Here is a 19161-nt window from a genome sequence, read left to right on the forward strand (position 1 = left end):
CTTCCATTATCATTTATAGACGTTACGATAAGATTATGCTAAAATGTAAAAAGTAATTATTACTGTTTAGAGTATATAATTAACTATTTTATCCGTCAATAAGGAGTTTATCATGTTCAAGAAACGTTTATTTTGGCTAGTTCCTGTTTTACTGCTGTTAGTTGGTTGTCAAACTACCAAGTCACAGCAAAGTTCCAAAGCAACAACCAAGATTCAAGTGGTAACATCAACCCCTACGTATGCCCAAATGGCACGCAAAATTGGCGGAGGGCAAGTTGCGGTCACTTCTTTAATTAGTAATCCTAATGCTGATCCGCATGATTTTGAGCCGAGCGTGCAAGACGCTAAAAAAGCCAGCCAAGCCGCCGTGGCAATTTATAATGGACTTGGTTACGACAGCTGGATGAATAAATTGCTGGTTAATAATGAGCAAGTGCACAAGATCAATATTGGTCAGCTAATGAATAAAAAAACTGGTGATAATCCGCATATTTGGTACGAACCGAAAGCTTTACCTGCAGCAGCCAATCAGCTAGCGCGTGAATTGAGTGCCCAAAGGCCAGCTAAAAAGAATTATTTTGAAAAGAATGCACAAAAATATATTGCTGATTTAAAACCAATCAATGAACAACTTCAAACTATTAAACAAAAGCGACAACTCAAACAAGTTGCAGTCAGCGAGCCGGTTTTTGATTATTCATTAGCAGCTATGGGATACGAAATTGTGGATGCTGATTTTGCCAAGGCTGTGGAATCTGGTTCTGATCCAGCTCCTAAAGACGTAGAAGCTTTGCAAGAGTTGATCAAAAAGCGTGAAATTGCGTTTTTTGTAGTGAACAAACAGACTACCAATCCGGTTGTAGGCAATTTAACTAAGCTAGCGCAACAACACCAAGTTCCAATAGTCAAGGTTAGTGAAACCCAGCCAGCCGGGCAAACTTATCAACAATGGATGCAAAAGCAATACCAGCAAGTTTTAAAAATCGAGGCGCATTAAATTGACAGCACAAGCATTAATCCAAGTTAAAAATCTCAAAATGAGATTTGACCAACACTTAATCTTTGAAAATATTTCCTTTGAAGTCCTTCAAGGGGATTTTTTTTGTATTGTGGGACCAAATGGTTCTGGCAAGACCACACTGCTCAAAATTTTGTTAGGGCAATTGACACCGACTAGTGGCCAAGTACAACGGCAAGTTGATAATTCTAAAATTGGCTATGTGCCACAATTTCGTAATTTAGATATTGAATATCCTTTATCGGCACGCTCGTTTGTTGCGCTGAAGTTGAGCCATTCGCTAATACCTTGGCTGAGTAGGAGTGAACGCCAACTGGTGCAAAACTCTTTAGCACAAGTACATTTAACTTCTAAAAGTAGCTTTCGTGTAGGACAAATGTCAGGTGGAGAAAAACAACGTGCTTATTTAGCACAAGCAATTGTCAATCAGCCAGAAATTTTGATTTTAGATGAGCCGACAGCAAGTTTGGATGAACACGCTAAATTTTTGGTGATGGATGTTGTACAAGAATTGAATGATCGTGGTACCACGGTGATTTTGATCTCGCATGATTCCTCGGTGCTACAACGTTTTGGTAAACACAAATTAGAATTAACGGGGGCAAAAGACTAATGCTGCAATATGAATTTATGCAAAATGCGTTCATCGTCGCGACAGTTATTTCAATCTTGTGTGGCGTGATTGGCGTTTTTATTACCATACGACATTTATCATTTTTGACGCATACTTTATCTGAAATTGGTTTTGCAGGAGCCAGTTTTGGATTATGGTTAGGCTGGACACCTTTGAATGGTATGTTACTGTTTACTATTTTTAGTGCTCTGGCTGCTGGTACAGCGAATCGTAATCGGCCTTTGAAGAGTACTGTGATTAGTTTGATATCTGCTTTTTTTATGGGTTTGGGCGTTTTATTTTTGTCAATTTCACAAGCCAATTCTTCATACGCGACTAATATCTTATTTGGTAGTATTGTAGGAATTAGTAATCATGATGTGATACAAATTTTGTTAATTGCACTTGGTGAATTAGTGGTCGTCTTTTTATTATATCGGCGCCTGAAATTTACTTTTTTTGATCCGCTTGGTGCGCAAAATAGTATTCGGCATAGTTGGGCAATCAATTTGTTGTTTTTAATTATGATGTCACTGAGCGTAAGTGTTGTTTCACAGATTGTCGGCTCGCTATTAGTCTTTGCTTTATTGACTTTGCCGGCTGCTGCAGCGCAATTTTTTGGTCGATCAACCAGCAGTTTAATTGGTTTGAGTATTGTTTTTGCCTTAGTTGGCACTTGGCTAGGATTATTTTTAGGCTATTTGACTAATTTGCCGGTTACTTTCTTTATTACTACCGTGGAAACAATTATTTATTTAGGTTCAGCATTGATTAATAAAAGTTTAACTCTTGGAATTTTTCACAAAAGTTAATGATAATGTTAAGAAAATGTAAAGCTTTTTTAAAGATTTTGGGTTTCTTGTTGATGTTAATGCTGTTAAAATGTATTGCAGATGTTTAGGATAATGCACCCAGGCAATTTATTGTGGTTCATTATCACAGGAGGACAGTATTTTGCGTAATTTAAATTATATTTTAGGATCGTGTTTGGTTTGCGGCGCTATGTTGACAGTTAATAATGTCACTAATGTGCATGCTGCTGATGTGAAACAAGCTGAAACTGGACAAGTACAATCACCAAACAACAATAATGAACAGTCATCCTCTCAGATTGGTGTTGCTGATCAGGAGGTGACACCTGCTATTGAGCAGAATCCTGCTAATGATTACCAGCAAGAACAGAATGTTGCTGGACCAGATGTAGCTAATGATATTGAGGCTGAGACCTCCGTAGCAACACAGAATTCTACTTATACAGTTACAAATCAGTCTGTTGCTAGTTCAGCGTCCACTACTCCAGCAGATCAGATTGATTCCAGCGCTACTGCCAATAATATTGAAGCTACTCCCAACCAAAATGACACGTCAATAACAACTGCAACTAATGATGTTGATGTGACGGCATCGACCATGCAAGATAATCAAGTTGTTAATCCTGCACCTGCTAGTGCCCCAAATATTAGTGTGGCTAATTTTGCCTCGACTAGTCCGAGCGCTTCATATACGCAAACACAAATTGCTAATGCCCAATATATTTATAATTTCTTTATTCAACGTGGTTGGACGCCTAATGCAATCGCTGGTTTGATCGGAAATATTGTTTCAGAAAGTGCTTTATATCCAGATACTTGGGAAAATGGTGGTGGCGGTGGCTACGGTTTGGTTCAGTGGACGCCAGGTAATAAATATATTACATGGGCCCAAAATCAAGGTCTAGATCCTAAATCACTTTACGCTCAATGTTTACGCATCAACTATGAAATGAGTAATCCGAGTGCTGGACAATATTATGCAACTTCTAAATATCCAATGACAGCAACACAGTTTACTCAAAGCACCCAATCTCCGGAAACTTTAGCTTTAGTTTTCTTAGCCAATTATGAACGACCGGCTAATCCTAACCAGCCGCAACGTGGCACGCAAGCTAGATACTGGTACAATTATTTAAGTGGTACTACTGATAGTAGCGATGTGAATGGTACTTATACTTTTAAAGTGGATACTAATATTCGGTTGAGTCCTAGTTTGAGTGGCCAAATTGTCGGTCGGTATGCTGCCGGTGAACAAGTAAATTATTTCACTGTTGTGCAAGCTGATGGTTATAGTTGGCTAGGCTACTATACTGCTAGCGGGCGAATTTGTTACGTTGCAGTAGTCGATAGTGGCAGTAATACAGATAGTGCTGATATTGAAACGCCAGATGAAGTGGTTGACAATACTGAAGTGCCAGCCAATGGTACTTATACTTTCACTGTTGATACCAATATTCGCTTAAATCCTAGTTTGAGTGGCCAGATTGTTGGTCGCTATAGTCGCGGTCAAAGTGTGAATTATTCGTCTAAAGTTGAAGCCGATGGTTATACTTGGCTTGGTTATGAGACCAATTCAGGTCGTCGATGCTATGTGGCTGTAGTTGATGGCAATGTACCGGATGACAATAATACGCCGGTTGTTGCCCCACCAGCTAGTGAAAGCTCGACAGGCACTTATACCTTTACAGTGGATACCAATATTCGCTTAAATCCTAGTTTGAATGGTCAAATTGTTGGTCGCTATAGTCGCGGTCAAAGCGTGAATTATTCTTCCAAAGTTGAAGCTGACGGTTATACTTGGCTTGGTTATGTGACTAATTCAGGTCGCCAATGCTATGTTGCTGTAGTTGATGGCAATGTACCAGATGACAATAACACGCCGGTTGTTGCCCCACCAGCTAGTGAAAGTTCGACAGGCACTTATACCTTTACAGTGGATACCAATATTCGCTTAAATCCTAATTTGAGTGGTCAGATTGTCGGTCGCTATAGTCGCGGTCAAAGCGTAAATTATTCTTCCAAAGTCGAAGCTGATGGTTACACGTGGCTGGGATATCAGACTGCTTCTGGTCGGACTTGTTACGTAGCTGTTGTGGACAATTACGACACACCAAGTTCTGCTGTATCTCAACAAGGCAGTTATTATTTCACTCAAACAACTAATATTCGTTTAAGTCCTAGTTTAAATGGTCAGATTGTTGGGCAATATCAACCTGGTGAGACCGTTTATTATTATCAAACGGTGCAAGCTGATGGATATACTTGGTTAACTTATAAGACCAATTCTGGGCGAACTTGTTATGTTGCAGCTTTATAGACAATTCCAAAGCGTTGCCAGCAAGCAGCGCTTTTTTTGTAGAATAGATCCATTTTTCTAATTGTGATTTAATATACGCATTTGGTTATTTTTATTTCTAAATATATTATATTGATGCTGTCATTCCATGTCGATTTGACAGTAGCATCAATTTAATTTATCCTAAAAATTAAATTTAAATTAAAGGATGATACCTATGTCAGTTTGGAAACAGATGACCCAAAAAGCAGCCGTTCAAGACTATTTGCAGGCTGATCAGCGATTTGAGAAAACCATGACCGCTAAAGATTTGATGGCTTTAGGCATTGGCGCAGTTATCGGTACTGGTATTTTTATCTTGCCAGGTACTGTGGCAGCTACTGTTAGCGGTCCGGGTGTTATTTTAAGTTTCTTGTTGGCAGCTGTAGTTTGTGCAACAGCAGCGATGTGTTATGCCGAATTTGCTTCTGCTTTACCAGTTGCGGGCAGCGCTTATTCTTATGGAAATATTATTTTTGGTCAATTTATCGGTTGGGTGATTGGCTGGGCTTTGATTTTGGAATATATGTTGGCTGTAGCAACTGTTTCTGTTGGCTTTTCAGCTTATTTTCATTCTTTTTTGCAAGGTTTTGGTGTGCAATTACCTAAAGCGATTTCTGGGGCGTGGAATCCCAGCCAGCATACGTATATTAATGTTGTCGCAATCTTGGTAGTACTAGTTATTTCATTAATGTTGTCACGAGGTATGCAAACCTCCATGAAAATTAATGATTGGATGGTACTTATCAAAATTGCCATTATTGTGTTGTTTGTAGTTGTCGGTTGTTTTTATGTGAAACCTAAAAATTGGTCACCTTTTTTGCCATTTGGAACTAATGGTATGCTAGCGGGTGCCTCGACGGTCTTTTTTGCTTATCTAGGTTTTGATGCAGTGTCATCATCAGCACCAGAAGTGAAAAATCCGCAGCGCAATTTGCCAATCGGCATCATTGGCACTTTAATTGTAGCGACGATTTTATATATGGCAGTATCCACCGTTTTGACTGGGATGTTACCATATAGCAAGTTAAATTTAGCGGATCCAGTTTCTTATGCTTTGCAATATTTTCATTTAAATAAAATTGCAGGAATCATTGCGATTGGTGCCATGGCAGGCATGTTTACGATGATGATTACCATGATTTATAGTAGTTCACGTTTAGTTTATGCAATTGGTCGTGATGGTTTACTGCCTAATTTTTTGGGTCAAGTTAATAATAAACATTTGCCAAACCACAGTTTAACTGTAGTAACAATTATTATTGCTTTGATGGGTGGATTAATCGACTTAAATCAATTGGCAGAATTGGTTAATATTGGTACGCTGATTGCCTTTTCCTTCGTTTCACTAGGTGTGATTTTCCTACGTAAGCGTGACGACATTGTGAATGATGGTTTCAAAGTTCCTTTATATCCTGTGCTACCAATTATTTCGTTGTTGTTATGTATTGGTCTGATGCTGAAATTACAGCGAATTACGTGGATTGCATCGCTCATCTGGTTTGCAATTGGGGCAGCCATTTATTTTGCATATGGCATGCATCATAGTCATATGAAGAATCATAAGATTTAGTCGCATAATTAAGCGGCTTTATTGCTACATAGATGGGGAAAAACGGGGGATTTTGATGCAAAAACCAGTAGTATTAAAACATGATGATCAAGTAGCCATTGTAAGTTTATCAGCAGGTACTTTGGGTGAATCATTTGCTGCCCATCAGTTGCATTTAGGCACGCAACGTTTGCGCCAATTTGGCTTGAAACCAGTCATGATGCAGCATACCTTAGCAGGGCAGGATTATTTAAAAGCACATCCTGAGGCTCGTGCCGCAGATTTAAAACAAGCTTTTCATGACTCCAATATTAAGGGCATTATTGCTGCCATTGGTGGTAATGACACTTATCGCTTGTTACCTTATTTACTGGAAGATACTGACTTTAAGCAAGATGTCTATGATCATCCTAAACTTTTTACTGGTTTTTCTGATACGACAATTAATCATTTATTGTTCTACAAGTTAGGTATGCAGTCTTTTTATGGACCTAATTTTTTGAATGATTTAGCAGAATTGGGTCCAGAAATGTTGCCGTACACGCGGCAAACTTTCATGCATTATTTACAAGATCAAGCACAAACACCAATTGAATCCAGTCCCAGTTGGTACGAAGAGCGTACTGATTTTTCTGTTTCTAGTGTTGGCAGTCAACGCGTCATACATCAAGAGCAGCATGGCTATCAAGTTTTGCGAGGACGAGGAATTGTTAGCGGACAATTATTAGGCGGTTGTCTGGATAGTCTTTTTGCTGCCTTAGCAGGTTCAGATGAAGAAGTGCAATTGATTAAGCACTATCATCTTTTCCCACCGGCAGCACAGTGGCAAGACAAAATTTTGTTCTTGGAAACCAGTGAAGAATGTCCAAAACCAGCTTTATATCGGCAAATGTTGCAAAGCTTAGCTTCCACAGGAGTGTTAGAATATGTGGCAGCTATTATCGTTGGTAAACCACAAAATGAAAAATATTTTCATGAATATAGGGAGATACTACTAGCACAAACGGCGCAATGGCAGATGCCAATTTTATACAATGTTAATTTTGGGCATGCTTATCCACGGACGATTTTACCATATGGTGCGCAAGTCCAGTTGGATCTAGATCAACCTGGCCTGACGGTTATGGAACCTTATTTTCAGCACTAAAAAAGCAGCCCATTATTGGACTGCAATTAACAGATTAAGCACCAACATCTTCGGGAGTAACTTTGGTCCTTCCTTGTGAAGCGGCTTTTTGAATACCACGAATGATGTCGCTATCACTTGCCGCTTTTTCTTGGACACCTTGTTCTTGTAATTGCTGGCGGGCCTTTTGAATATCTTCAGCGGTGATTTTCTTGCCATTGGCAGTTGGATTTTGTATGGTGTCTGTTTCACCAGGTGCAGAATTGTTCTGATTATTGGTAGCATTTTTATTAGTATCATTATCAGTTTGAGAAGGATTATTCGAAGTTTTTTGATTGTTAGAACTTTGAGAACTCGTTAGCAAAATTTCGACAGCTTGGTCATATAAATCACGGTAATAATTCTGGTGAAATTTGGTTGTTTTCAAGAGCTTAGTAACTTGCGCATGAGCTTGTTGGGTATTGCCCTTGTCATTATTTTGCTCCGCTTGTTCAATTTGTTCGTGGTACAAGTGGCGATTTTTCTTGACGGTTTTCAGAGTTTTTAGTTGCTGTTTAGCGACTTTGATCATCTTGTCGGAACCGTTATCAATGTGCGTAACGGCTGTCAAAGAATCCTTAGCATTGGCAAAATAAAATTTGGCAATATAGTTTTGCGCATCTGCTAAATGTTGAGCTTGCTTTTGGTAAGCACTAGTCTTAGTATTATTTTTTTCTAGACTGGCAGATTTGAAATAAGCTTTGGCGGCTTGATAATTTTTTTGTTGCACAGCCTTGTTCCCTTTTGCCATAATAGTTGAATATGATTGGGTACTATTTTGATTCTGGCAACCAGCTAGTGTCAGAGCGCTGATGCCTAAAATAATGATTGTCGTTAATCGTTTTTTGATCACAGTAAAGACCTCCATGTTTAAGACTTATTTATTATAGCATGCACAGGATCAATCTAATAGTTTAGGAAGATGGAGAAGTAAGATGTCAACAGGACGAGCTCAAATTAAATATTCGGATATGCAATTAAAAGAGTTGCTGCCAATGCGAGAATTACAAGGGCCAGCTGGTCAAAAAATTAGTTTAGAAGTTCCTAAAATTAATAATTATGTTTATTTCATGACGACGGCTTTACAAACAGTTGCTCAACAACAACCTGTTTTTCAAGCAGAGACACTGCAAGTTTTTGAGTTGCGTTACTTATCAATTGCAGAAAGTGAAAGAATGATTGCCGCTTCTAAGCAAGTTACGCAAAATAGTCGGCGTTGTTTTCAAGTAAGATTGGATAAGATGATTGTGCCAGTAGTCAACCAAGATAATCAGCCGTGGTTTTACCGAACTTTAGTTGCGGGTACTTATCATGTATATCAAGGTATTCGCCAATTGCGAGATACGAAATTGTATCGACTGGGGGGCAATCAGTGGGTGCGCGCTAGCGATGTTGCTTTAATCAATCATTCTTGGCAAGCAGATCAAAGCATTTTTGCGAAAACTTTACAGAAAATTAATCAAAAAGTATGTGTGCAAGTTCCACAAGGTTTAGCAGTTACTTTGTGGGATATTGATAAGCAAACGGCAACTGCTTATCAGTTGCCTCAACAGCGTGTTTTAGCAGGGGAGATTCTAGACATTGATCAGCAAGTTCAACTAAATGGCGAACTTTTTAACCATATTGTCAATGGTCATTGGATTAAACAGCGCCGTGTAGTGCAATTGTGAATACTTTATCTATATTTCAAAGCAGTATATACTATTTAGTGTTATTCAAAAAAAGGAGCAATTTTATGGGTTTACATTTACCTCTTAGTGAAATTATTATTCGGTTGTTATTGGCGGTTTTTTGTGCGGGTTTAATTGGTTATAATCGCCAACAACGTAATCATTCGGCTGGCGTGCGGACACATATTTTGGTTTGTGTGGGTGCTTGTATTATTGCCATGATTCAAAAAGAAATTGGCTTTGATGCGTTGAATGTGGCTGCTAGATATCCTCATTATGCCGGAGTTTTACGAGCAGATAATGCACGTTTAATTGCTCAAGTAGTCAGTGGCGTCGGCTTTTTGGGTGCGGGTACAATTTTAGTGCATCATCATGTGGTACGCGGTTTGACGACAGCAGCCAGTTTATGGACGGTGGCTGGTTTGGGCCTAGCCGTTGGTATGGGTAATTACGAAATTGCTGTTGCTGGAACGGTGGTCATTTTTCTAGTTTTAACAGCTTTAAAGCGGATTTTTCATATTGTGCCTGTGAAAAAAATTATGATTGAATATCGCCATAAAAAAGAAACTAAAGAATTTATTCAAAAATATTTTGATATGCATAATATCACAGTGAGAGATGTAAACTTTAACGTCAGCAATAGTGATACTGATAATCGGATTTACACTAATATTTATGAAATTGAAATCCCTAATAAATTGAATTATGCCAATATCATTGAAGATATTTCTATGAATAAGAATGTCATGGCGATTAAAATGATCAGTGTTTAGCTGAGCTATTTAGTTGTGTTATTTCTCTAGCGAGTGGTTTACTCAATAAAAGAGGAGATGACACCCATGAAGGAAGTTCAAGTTCAACAAATTGGTCAACGGCTATTTTTAGAGTTACCTGCAGATGGTTCTTTTACAGTGGAACAGCAATGGTTGTTGATCCCACAAGCTGGTAACAATTACTTATTGATGAAAAAAACAGCAAATCCTTATCTCAACCCCAATTTTCAGAAGCAGTATGTGCCTGAAGAGTGGGGTGATTTTGATTTCTTTGAGGTGGAGTGATGGATTCTAGTCGTGTCCGCCAACGCGATTTGGTCTGGGTAGATTTTGATCCTCACCGAGGTCGCGAAATAAAAAAACGACGTCCCGCGTTGATTTTGAGTAGTGATGCTTTCATTGCTGACACGGGTTTTATTATTGTGGCACCAATAACTTCGACAATTCGTCAAAAACACGGTTTTTTTGACTTGGTTGGCTACCATACAGCTGGTCAAGTCGTTGCTCGGCAGATTTATTCCTTTGATATTACAGCCGATTCCAAACGGCACGTCGAGTTCATTGAACGGATGCGTTACGCTGATTTTTATAGCGTAGCACAGCTGATTGCCTTTGATTTTGGTTTTATGTAAACAGCTTCTTCTGATTTTGTAAGCGATTTATTTGACGATAATTCATTTAATATTGTACGATGCGCTCGTCAATAGTGAAACAATTCTCAATAATGCAAATTGATTTATGAGGAGATAGATATTATGCCAAGTAAAAATAAAGTTTTACTAACAATGGGTGTTACGTTATTTTCAACTACCTTGTGGTTATCAATGAATGACAACAAAGTAGCTGCCGACAGCGTTGACAATCCACAAGTTGAGACTGCTGAAAATTCTGCAACTAGTCAATCAGAATCAAAAACGCCTCTATCAAGTCAGACGGATGTCCAACAACCAGCAACAACGCCAGTTGCTAGTCAACAGGCGTTAGCTTCCTCAGCCGACTCGTCCACGGTAAATACAAATACTAATCAAAATAGCACTAGTCCAGCTACTAATAGCAATGCTGACAGCACAACAGCTAGTAACAATATTACAACACCGACTACTGATAATTTAGTTGCTAATAAAGCCACGGATCCTAGTGATAGCGCAACAGTTGCCCCTCAGCAACCAACAATTACTAATTTAGATAGTACCGTAACGCATGTTACCAATAGCCAAGAGTTTAAAACAGCTTTGAACAATCAGGATATCAATACGATTTATATTGATAATGATATTACGATGAGTGGTTCAGGTATCTTATCAACCCCCGCGCGTAATTTAACGATTCAATCAACTGCCGGAAATCACTTTTATATTGATTTTAAAGGTACTTATGTTCAATTATCTAGCGCAGTGGATAATCCGATAGTGACTTATCGTGATTTAGATTTATACGGGACTTCTTATTGGGGAATTGCGCAAACCGGAAATATTGGTGCAGCAACGATTATTTTAGATAATATTAGCTACACTGGTTCGCAGATGATTTATGCTGGTAATAATCAAACTTTCATTATGCAAGGTCATGTTACTTCTAATTCAGTACCGACTTATGTAAGTCCATCAGATAATGCTTCCAATGTGACAGACGATAATTCCCAACAAGTTTTTGAAATTGGAAATGGTGGGAAAGTTATCTTTGATGAAAATTCCGTTTTTGAAGGTACTACAGACCGTGATAATGTAATTTATATTTCTGGTGCCGGCAGTGTAGATATTAGAAAAGGTGCACAAGTTACTTTTAATCCGCATTCTCATGGTAATCTTGCCCAAAATACTTGGAGTAGTGGAGGAGGTATTTATTTAGCGGGTACAGGTAAAGTAACTTTAGAAACCGGGTCCACGTTAAATATTAATATTACTGGTTCCGGTAATGATACGGCTAATGCCATTTATATGGCAAGTTCTGGGTCAAGTTTAACTGTTAATGATGGTGCTACGCTTAATGTTACAACAAACGGCAATATTAAAAGTACTAATGGCGATAACGCAATTACTGTTGGTGGTACTTTTACTACTGGCAAAAACTCGGTAATTAATATTATTGGCGATGATATGGGTACTTACAGTGGTAGTTTGGTGGCCTTGACGGGTTCTAATGCCGCACTAAAAATTACTGGTAGTCAATTTAAAGTTGCTTTGAATGATACGACCGGAAGTGGTTCGGGAACTGGCAATATTAAGTTATTGAATTTGACTAATGGTGCTCATATTACTACCGATAATCCTGAGGACTTTGTCCTAGATGCCGGTAAAAATACGACAGCTAGCTTAATTTCTAGCGGTGTAATCTTGACTTTATCGACAGTTAGTTATGTTTTTACTGATTCGGAAAATAAAGATAAATCAGATCCTTTAAAGAAAATCAATTTACAAATTGGTAATGACAATACGGTGGTGCCGATCACTGATGATAACATTGAAGGTATTGATCAAGACACTGAACAAGCTGTTACAGCAGATTTAGATAGCAAGAATCCACGGCGTATTGAATTTGTCGCTGCTGGTGATTTCGTAGATATCGTTAATGGCAGTGTCACAGCACATAAAAACACCGACGGTTCATGGGATATTTCTGGTAAAACTTCTGTTGGTGATGCTTATTTATCTGTGAGTTCAGTGGTTAATGGTAATACCACTACGATTGAAGGTACGTTAGATAGTCCGTATTGGCGTGAACAACAAGATGGTAATATCGTGAAATACTTTGCCAAATCTGATGATAATGGCAACTTCAACTTCACCATTAGTGCTGATCAAGCTAACCAAATGGGTACAGATCCTACTGTCTCCATTACCGCTACGAAAGATTTTGTCTACAGTGATCCAATTCAAATTAATTTGGAACAGGCAGTCTTTAATCAAGATAAAAATGCAGCTGTGACAACTTTACAAACCACACTTGCTAACGCTAATGACAAAATCAATGGTATGAATGTATCCCATGATGCTCAACAGCAGTTAAAACAAGAGGCACAAGAAGCTTATAATGATGCAATTAACGCTTTAAATTCTGCCACAACACAAGATGATTTGACGACTGCCACTAACGACGGTGTGACAAATATTAACACAGTTGTGCAATCTGGCTTGGGTCAAGCATTATCTGGCGCACAAACAGATGCTTTAAATGGTTTGCAAAATGTTGCTACTAGTGCCAAACAATCAATCTCCGGCATGAATTTAACTAATGAGCAGAAAAAAGATTTTGATAATCAAATTCAAACAGCTTATGAGCGAGCTGCAGCTAACATCAATAGTGCTACAACGGTAGAAGATGCCACTAAAGCACAAGATCAAGGAATTTCAAATATTGATGATATTTTGCAGACCGCTAATAAGCAACATACTTTAGGAGAGGCACAATCTGATGCTTTAAATGCTTTGCAGACGGCAGTTAACACGGCTAATCAAACTATTGATAATATGAGTTTGTCACAAGAACAAGAAGACCAATTTAAACAAAGCGTTAAAGATAAATATGATGCTGCTGTTACAAATGTGAATAATGCGACTAGTGTTGATGGAGCTTCAGCGGCGCGTGATTTAGGAATTAGTGATATTAATGGTGTTGTTATAGATGCTACTAATTCTGATTTGGCACAAGCTAAAACCGATGCCACGCAAGCTCTGCAAAATGCGGTCAATTCGGCTAAGCAAGTTATTGATAACACAAATAGTTTGACTCAGGCACAAAAAGATACTTTGAATCAACAAGTGCAAGATGCTTATAATACAGCAGCTGATAATGTGAAAAATGCAACTTCGCCTGCCAGTGTGCAATCGGCTTCGTCTGCGGGGGTCACTAACATTAATAGTATTGCTAATCAGGCAGTCAGTGATGATTTGTCACAATCTCAATCTGATGCCAATGCTGCTTTAGAATCTGCAGCCAATAAAGCAATCACTAACATTCAAGGTATGAATTTGGATGATGATACTAAAGCTGGTTTAGTTCAGCAAGTTAATTCTGCTTTAACGACTGCTAAAACGTCGGTTAATGACGCTACTTCCTCGACAGAGGTTGCTGTTGCACGTGATACAGGTGTTAATAATATCAATAATGTGCAACAAAAAGGTACTCAGCAAGTTTTGCAAGCTAATAAAAATAAAACCAATTCTGAGTTAGCTGATGCAGCTGCAACTGCTAAAAGTAATATTGACAGTATGGGTCTTTCAGCTGAAGATACAGAAGATCTCCAAAATCAAATCAATGCTGCTTTGCAAGATGCGCAAAATAATGTTAATAATGCAAATAGTGAGTCTGAGGTAACGACTGCGCAAACAGCTGGCAAATTAGCAATGCAAAAGGTTAATGCCAATGCTGCTTTGCAACAAGCTGCTAACAAGGCTAATACCGCAATTGATGCTACTGATCTTTCTGCTACTGCTAAAAATGATTTGAAACAACAAGTCAGCGATAAATTAGTTGCTGATAAATCAAATATTAATAATGCTGACACATCTGAAGCCGTCACTAACGCACAAGATAATGGTGTTGCAGATATTAAAAGTGTGCAAACTGATGCTGGCAACCAAGAACAAGCGCTCACGCAAGCTAAAAACGATGCTAATAATGCTTTACAGCAAGCTGTGGATAATACTATTGCAAAGATTAACCAATCCGACTTGCCAGAAAGTGATAAAACCAACTATGTTAATCAAGTCAATGATGCTTTAGATACAGCGAAAAATAATGTTAATACGGCGACAAGTACTGACGACGTCACCTCTGCCCAAACAGCTGGTGAGCTTAATATTCAAAAGTTGAGCGCAAATACTTCACTGCAACAAGCTGCTGATAAGGCGAGTGCAGCAATTGATGCCACTGATCTTTCCGATGAGGTTAAGACTGACCTTAAACAACAAGTTGCTGATAAGTTGAGCGATGCTAAAACGAATGTCGAGAATGCTACAACAACTGACGATATTAATAATGCGCAAACAGCCGGCGAACTTAATATTCAAAAAGTGAGTGCTAACGCTGCATTACAGCAGGCTGCTACTGAAGCTCAAAATTCCATTGATCAGACTGAATTATCAGACACAGATAAAAATAATTTGAAATCTCAAGTTGATAGTGCTTTGACTACAGCACAAGGAAAAGTCAATTCTGCCACAACTTCTGCTGATGTTACGACAGAACAAAACACTGGTACAAACAATATTAATGACGTTAAAACTAGTGCTGCTAATCAGAATGGTTCTCTGCAAACCGCGCAAAATAACGCCGATACTGCTTTAGATAATAAAGCGCAATCTGCTAAAGACGCTATCAATGCGACTGATTTATCTGCCGATGATAAACAAGCTTTGCTTGATCAAGTAGATTCTGCTGTGACGACTGCTAAGAATAATATAGCTGCAGCCACGACACCAGAAGCAGTTACAGACGCTCAAAATACCGGCGAACTTAATATTCAAAAAGTGAGTGCTAACGCTGCATTAGAGCAGGCTGCTACTGAAGCTAAAAATTCCATTGATCAGACTGAATTGTCGGACGCCGATAAAAATAATTTGAAATCTCAAGTTGATAGTGCTTTGACTACAGCACAAGGAAAAGTCAATTCTGCCACAACTTCTGCTGATGTTACGACAGAACAAAACACTGGTACAAACAATATTAATGACGTTAAAACTAGTGCTGCTAATCAGAATGGTGCCCTGCAAACCGCGCAAAATAACGCCGATACTGCTTTAGATAGTAAAGCGCAATCTGCTAAAGACGCTATCAATGCAACTGATTTATCTGCCGATGATAAACAAGCTTTGCTTGATCAAGTAGATTCTGCTGTGACGACTGCTAAGAATAATATAGCTGCAGCCACGACACCAGAAGCAGTTACAGACGCTCAAAATACCGGCGAACTTAATATTCAAAAAGTTAACGCTAACGCTGCTTTACAGCAAGCCGCTACTGAAGCTAAAAATTCCATTGATCAGACTGAATTATCAGACACAGATAAAAATAATTTGAAATCTCAAGTTGATAGTGCTTTGACTACAGCACAAGGAAAAGTCAATTCTGCCACAACTTCTGCTGATGTTACGACAGAACAAAACACTGGGACAAACAATATTAATGACGTTAAAACTAGTGCTGCTAATCAGAATGGTGCCCTGCAAACCGCGCAAAATAACGCCGATACTGCTTTAGATAGTAAAGCGCAATCTGCTAAAGACGCTATCAATGCGACTGATTTATCTGCCGATGATAAACAAGCTTTGCTTGATCAAGTAGATTCTGCTGTGACGACTGCTAAGAATAATATAGCTGCAGCCACGACACCAGAAGCAGTTACAGACGCTCAAAATACCGGCGAACTTAATATTCAAAAAGTTAACGCTAACGCTGCATTACAGCAGGCTGCTCAACAAGCTGATGCAGATATTGACCAAACGAGTCTTTCCGAAGCAGCTAAGTCAGAATTAAAAGGGCAAGTTAATGATAAATTAAGTTCTGCCAAAGCAGCTGTTAATAGTGCAAGCACTAATAGTGCCATAACAGACGCAAAAAATGATGGTGTTTCAAATATTGAAAGTGTACAAAACACTGCGCATAACCAAGATAAAGCTTTATCAGATTCTAAAACAACAGCTAATAATAATTTGACCCAAGCAGCTGACAATGCCAAAAATGCAGTTAATGCCTTGAATTTGTCTGAAGATGTCAAAACAGATCTCATTGATCAGATTAATTCGGCTTTGTCCACCGCTCAAACAAATGTTAATAACGCAACTAGTCCTGACGATGTTAATAATGCGCAAACAGCTGGCGAATTGGCAATGCAAAAAGTTAATGCTAACGCTTCCTTGCAACAAACAGCTGACGATGCTACAAATGCAATTGATGCAACCGATCTTTCCGATGCTGATAAAACTGACCTCAAACAGCAAGTCGCGGATAAATTAAGTGACGCAAAAACATCTGTTGATCATGCTACAACGTCTGAAGCCGTCACAAATGCACAAACAGCTGGCAATTTAAGTATTGATAAAATCAAGGCCAATGCTACTTTACAGCAAGATGCTAAGCAGGTTGACGACTCAATTGACCAAACGACTTTGTCGAATTCTGATAAAGCTGATTTGAAAAATCAAGTCGAACAAGCTTTAACTAACGCGCAAAATCAAGTTGCAAGCGCTATCGATTCTGATGCTGTCAATACGGCTCAAGCAGCTGGTTCTGCTAAGATTACCAATATTCAAAACGATGCTGATAAGCAAAACTTAGAGCAAGCTCAAGCTGGGGCTAACGCTGCTTTACAGCAAGCTTATAATAATGCTAACGCGGTAATTGATAATTTGGCTATCTCGTCTGTCGATAAAGCCGCCGCTCGCCAAAAGCTTCAAAATCAATATAAAGGTGCAAAAGCAAATATTGATCATGCAACAACGTCGACAGAAGCACAAGTAGCAGGTCAAGCTGGTGCACAACAAGTGCAAGAAGTTGTTTCTTTGAATCAAGATAATAATAATTTAGATCAAGCTAAAACTGATGCTCATCAGCAATTGGATTCTGCTTTAGCAGCCGCTAATTCAGCTATTAGTGGTCTGCCATTATCGGCGACTGATAAGCAAAGTTTGCGTGATCAAGTACAAAATGCCTACCAAAATGCACTCAATAATGTGCAAAACGCTACCACTGCAACTGCTGCTAATACTGCTGCTAATAACGGGGTTGTTGCCATCAATGAAGCTGTGACCCAAGCAACTACAAATAATGATTTGGCTTCTGCCCAACAAGCAGCACTTTCTGGCTTGGATAATGCTAAGACGACAGCTAATCAACGGATTAACGCTCTCAATGTTCCCGACAGTAAGAAGAAAACTTTGCGCGATCAAGTCAATAGTGCTTATACCGCTGCTAAAGATCAGATTAATGCTGCTACTACGTCTGCTGATGCCATGGCTGCTGGCTTGTCTGGTAATTCTGCCTTGGATGCGATTGCTAATAGTATTAAGGGTTCTGATATTGATCAAGCTAAGCAAGATGCTTTGAACAGCTTAGCTAATACGCAAAATAATGTGAACGCAATTATTGATAACTCGAACTTATCGTCTGAAGCTGTGACTGCTTTGAAACAACGAGTGAAAGATGAATTTGCTAAAGCTTCCACTAATGTGAACAATGCTACAACGCAAGATGGTGTTGGTTCAGCGGCTAACGTCGGCATTTCCAATATGAATGGTTTGCTCACTGATCAGCTGTCTGATGGTGATTTAGCTGATGTTCAAGCTATGGTGCAACAAGCTTTGGCTGCTGCTAAAAAACAAGCTATGGATCAAGTTGCTGGTTTGAATGGTTCCACTGCTGATAAGCAAGCTTTGGAAACTAAAATTACTCAAGCTTACAATGATGCTTTAAATAATATTACTAGTGCGCCAACTAATTCAGCAGCAATTGCAGCTGCGATTAATGGCATTGATGATATCAATGCGAATATTACTGATTACCAAAATCAGCACCCTAGCGTACCAGCTTCGACTAATTCACAACCTGGTCAATTAACTGACAGCCAACAAGCAATCTTGCTAGCTGCTGGCGATGGTGGAAATTTTGTTCAGATTTATGATCAAGATGGTCAACCGATGGCTTCTGATACGTTTTTGACAAGTGGTTCTTGGTTCTATATTGATAAGAAAGTTAGCGTTAATGGTGAAGACTTCTATCGAATTTCACCACACCAATTTGTTAAAGCTAGTGATATTCAGCAAAAGATGGATGCTATGGGTACGTTGATGATTGCGCCTGAAAGTCAAGCTTCTATTTATGACGCTAATGGTCAGTTGACTGCTACAGTGGTGCCGGCTGGTTCGCAATGGATTGTTACAGATAAAAAGAAGTTGGTGGACGGTCAAGTGTTGTATCAAATTGGTGATAACCAATATGTTCATGCAGAAGATATTGCTGCTACATTAGTTCATAAAACTGATCATATGAATGATATCGGTGCTAATCATGCTGTGATGATCACTACAGCACCTCAAGCTAGCTTGTATCAATTGAACTACGCTACTGGTGCTATGGCTAAGATTAGTAATTGGGTCTTGCCAGCAGGTACGAGTTGGCAAGTTGGTGTGACTGTGCAAATTTCTGGTCAAACTTATTATCGAGTATCGACTAATGCATGGGTTAAATCAATTGATGGTTTACTGAATTAAATTACGCAAAAAACCAA

At 38.9% G+C, this 19161-nt stretch carries 12 protein-coding genes; 11 read left to right on the top strand and 1 reads right to left on the bottom strand.

Going from position 1 to position 19161, the window contains the following annotated elements:
* Positions 1–112 precede the first annotated feature (112 nt).
* From MOO47_RS04915 to MOO47_RS04940, 6 genes are all read left to right on the top strand, one after another.
* Positions 113–997: a metal ABC transporter solute-binding protein, Zn/Mn family gene (locus tag MOO47_RS04915; RefSeq protein WP_249512357.1), complete on the top strand. Its 885-nt coding sequence runs from the start codon at positions 113–115 to the stop codon at positions 995–997.
* A 40-nt stretch (positions 998–1037) separates the two neighbouring features.
* A complete protein-coding gene (locus MOO47_RS04920; RefSeq protein WP_260523916.1) occupies positions 1038–1631 on the top strand; it encodes a metal ABC transporter ATP-binding protein in 594 nt (197 codons plus the stop codon).
* Positions 1631–2443 carry a metal ABC transporter permease gene (locus MOO47_RS04925; protein WP_249512359.1) on the top strand — a complete coding sequence of 271 codons (813 nt, stop codon included), beginning with the start codon at positions 1631–1633 and terminating at the stop codon, positions 2441–2443. The genes MOO47_RS04920 and MOO47_RS04925 overlap by 1 nt, the downstream gene beginning before the upstream one ends.
* A 142-nt stretch (positions 2444–2585) precedes the next feature.
* Positions 2586–4760: a phage tail tip lysozyme gene (locus tag MOO47_RS04930; RefSeq protein WP_249512360.1), complete on the top strand. Its 2175-nt coding sequence runs from the start codon at positions 2586–2588 to the stop codon at positions 4758–4760.
* A 196-nt stretch (positions 4761–4956) separates the two neighbouring features.
* Complete coding sequence (locus tag MOO47_RS04935; RefSeq protein WP_249512361.1) at positions 4957–6351, top strand: APC family permease; 1395 nt, start codon at positions 4957–4959, stop codon at positions 6349–6351.
* Between the two features lie 55 nt (positions 6352–6406).
* Entirely contained in the window at positions 6407–7477 is a 1071-nt protein-coding gene (locus MOO47_RS04940; protein ID WP_249512362.1) for a S66 family peptidase, read from the top strand.
* A 34-nt stretch (positions 7478–7511) separates the two neighbouring features.
* Here MOO47_RS04940 and MOO47_RS04945 read toward each other — a convergent pair whose 3' ends face one another.
* The gene (locus tag MOO47_RS04945; protein WP_249512363.1) at positions 7512–8348 is read right to left on the bottom strand and encodes an outer membrane protein assembly factor BamD; all 837 of its coding nucleotides are present in this window, start codon (positions 8346–8348) and stop codon (positions 7512–7514) included.
* Positions 8349–8430: 82 nt separating this feature from the next.
* On the opposite strand from MOO47_RS04945, the gene MOO47_RS04950 reads away from it, so the two are divergent.
* From MOO47_RS04950 to MOO47_RS04970, 5 genes are all read left to right on the top strand, one after another.
* Complete coding sequence (locus tag MOO47_RS04950) at positions 8431–9165, top strand: hypothetical protein (RefSeq protein ID WP_249512364.1); 735 nt, start codon at positions 8431–8433, stop codon at positions 9163–9165.
* Between the two features lie 65 nt (positions 9166–9230).
* Entirely contained in the window at positions 9231–9938 is a 708-nt protein-coding gene (locus tag MOO47_RS04955) for an MgtC/SapB family protein (protein ID WP_249512365.1), read from the top strand.
* 66 nt (positions 9939–10004) lie between these two features.
* Positions 10005–10223, top strand: coding sequence for a hypothetical protein (locus MOO47_RS04960; RefSeq protein WP_249512366.1), 219 nt, complete (start codon positions 10005–10007; stop codon positions 10221–10223).
* Positions 10223–10570 carry a type II toxin-antitoxin system PemK/MazF family toxin gene (locus MOO47_RS04965; RefSeq protein WP_249512367.1) on the top strand — a complete coding sequence of 116 codons (348 nt, stop codon included), beginning with the start codon at positions 10223–10225 and terminating at the stop codon, positions 10568–10570. Before MOO47_RS04960 ends, MOO47_RS04965 begins: the two co-directional genes overlap by 1 nt.
* A 123-nt stretch (positions 10571–10693) precedes the next feature.
* Positions 10694–19144, top strand: a complete 8451-nt coding sequence (locus MOO47_RS04970; RefSeq protein WP_249512368.1) for a DUF1542 domain-containing protein — start codon at positions 10694–10696, stop codon at positions 19142–19144.
* The last annotated feature ends 17 nt before the right edge of the window (positions 19145–19161 follow it).

Origin of the sequence: Bombilactobacillus thymidiniphilus, from assembly GCF_023380245.1 — a bacterium.
GTDB classification, from domain to species: domain Bacteria; phylum Bacillota; class Bacilli; order Lactobacillales; family Lactobacillaceae; genus Bombilactobacillus; species Bombilactobacillus thymidiniphilus.

Bases quoted from the DNA above. Each gene is read 5' to 3' on its own strand.
- MOO47_RS04915 (WP_249512357.1), top strand. From the start codon at position 113: ATGTTCAAGAAACGTTTATTTTGGCTAGTTCCTGTTTTACTGCTGTTA.
- MOO47_RS04920 (WP_260523916.1), top strand. From the start codon at position 1,038: ATGAGATTTGACCAACACTTAATCTTTGAAAATATTTCCTTTGAAGTC.
- MOO47_RS04925 (WP_249512359.1), top strand. From the start codon at position 1,631: ATGCTGCAATATGAATTTATGCAAAATGCGTTCATCGTCGCGACAGTT.
- MOO47_RS04935 (WP_249512361.1), top strand. From the start codon at position 4,957: ATGTCAGTTTGGAAACAGATGACCCAAAAAGCAGCCGTTCAAGACTAT.
- MOO47_RS04940 (WP_249512362.1), top strand. From the start codon at position 6,407: ATGCAAAAACCAGTAGTATTAAAACATGATGATCAAGTAGCCATTGTA.
- MOO47_RS04950 (WP_249512364.1), top strand. From the start codon at position 8,431: ATGTCAACAGGACGAGCTCAAATTAAATATTCGGATATGCAATTAAAA.
- MOO47_RS04955 (WP_249512365.1), top strand. From the start codon at position 9,231: ATGGGTTTACATTTACCTCTTAGTGAAATTATTATTCGGTTGTTATTG.
- MOO47_RS04960 (WP_249512366.1), top strand. From the start codon at position 10,005: ATGAAGGAAGTTCAAGTTCAACAAATTGGTCAACGGCTATTTTTAGAG.
- MOO47_RS04965 (WP_249512367.1), top strand. From the start codon at position 10,223: ATGGATTCTAGTCGTGTCCGCCAACGCGATTTGGTCTGGGTAGATTTT.
- MOO47_RS04970 (WP_249512368.1), top strand. From the start codon at position 10,694: ATGCCAAGTAAAAATAAAGTTTTACTAACAATGGGTGTTACGTTATTT.